The 1318-nt window shown below is 67.8% G+C and carries 1 protein-coding gene; it reads left to right on the plus strand.

What is annotated here, in order from left to right:
* Positions 1–72 precede the first annotated feature (72 nt).
* Positions 73–1266 carry an IS481 family transposase gene (locus tag LCH29_RS43975; protein ID WP_446467292.1) on the plus strand — a complete coding sequence of 398 codons (1194 nt, stop codon included), beginning with the start codon at positions 73–75 and terminating at the stop codon, positions 1264–1266.
* Positions 1267–1318 lie beyond the last annotated feature (52 nt).

Raw genomic sequence — 1318 nt, forward strand, 5'->3', positions numbered from 1 at the left:
AGTGTGCTCGCTCAGGACATCGGAATGGGGTGTCTCAAGACATCGGCATGACCTCGGGGGCAGGGTCTGGCGATGTCGAAGAGGCGTCTGGTGATCACTGCTGTCGTCGTAGAGGGCCGTACCCAGGGAGAGGTCGCGCGGGCCTACGGGGTGTCGCAGGGCTGGGTCAGCCGTCTGGTGGCCCGCTACCGAGACGAGGGCGAGGCGGCGTTCGAGCCGCACTCGAGGCGACCCAAGACCTCACCCACCGCACTCGCCCCGGACACGGTCGACCTGATCGTCCGCATCCGCAAGGAACTGACCGAACAGGGCCTGGACGCCGGGCCCGAAACCATCGCATGGCATCTTCAGCACCATCACCATCTGCGCGTGTCGCGGGCCACGATCAGCCGCCATCTGACCGCCCACGGCCTGGTCGTTCCCACGCCCAAGAAGCGGCCCCGCTCGTCCTATATCCGCTTCCAGGCCGAGCTGCCCAACGAGACCTGGCAGGCGGACTTCACCCACCACCAGCTCGCCGACAAGGCCGGCACCGACACCGAGATCCTGACCTGGCTGGACGACTGCTCCCGCTACGCCCTGCACGTGACCTGCTGGCCACGGGTGACCGGCCCGATCGTCCTCGACACCTTCCGCCAAGCCGTCGCCACGCACGGCATCCCGGCCTCCACCCTCACTGACAACGGCATGGTCTTCACCACCCGCCTCTCCGGCGGCCGCGGCGGCCGCAACGCCCTGGAACACGAACTGCGCCGCCTGCACATCACCCAGAAGAACTCCGCCCCCAACCACCCCACCACCTGCGGAAAAGTCGAACGCTTCCAACAAACGATGAAGAACTGGCTCCGCGCGCAGCCCGACCAGCCCACCACCCTCCCCCAGCTGCAAACCCTCATCGACCGGTTCACCCACGCCTACAACCACCAGCGACCCCACCGGTCCCTGCCCCACCGGGCCACCCCCGCCACCGTCTACACCACCCGGCCCAAGGCCCTACCGGCCCACAGCCGCGACGCCGACACCCACACCCGCATCCGCCACGACCGCATCGACAAATCCGGCATTGTCACCCTCCGCCTGGCCGGACGCCTCCACCACATCGGCGTCGGACGAACCCACGCCGGAACCCACGTGATCATGCTGGTCAACGACCTCGACGTCCGGATCGTCAACGCCGTCACCGGCGAACTCCTTCGCGATCTGACCATCGACCCCAGCCGCGACTACCAGCCGACCGGCCGCCCACCCGGCCCACAACGACGATGACCCCGAACCCAATCGTGGGTTCGGGGTCATTCCGATGTCCTGCGACATCACA

The organism is Streptomyces sp. BRA346 (assembly GCF_052851135.1).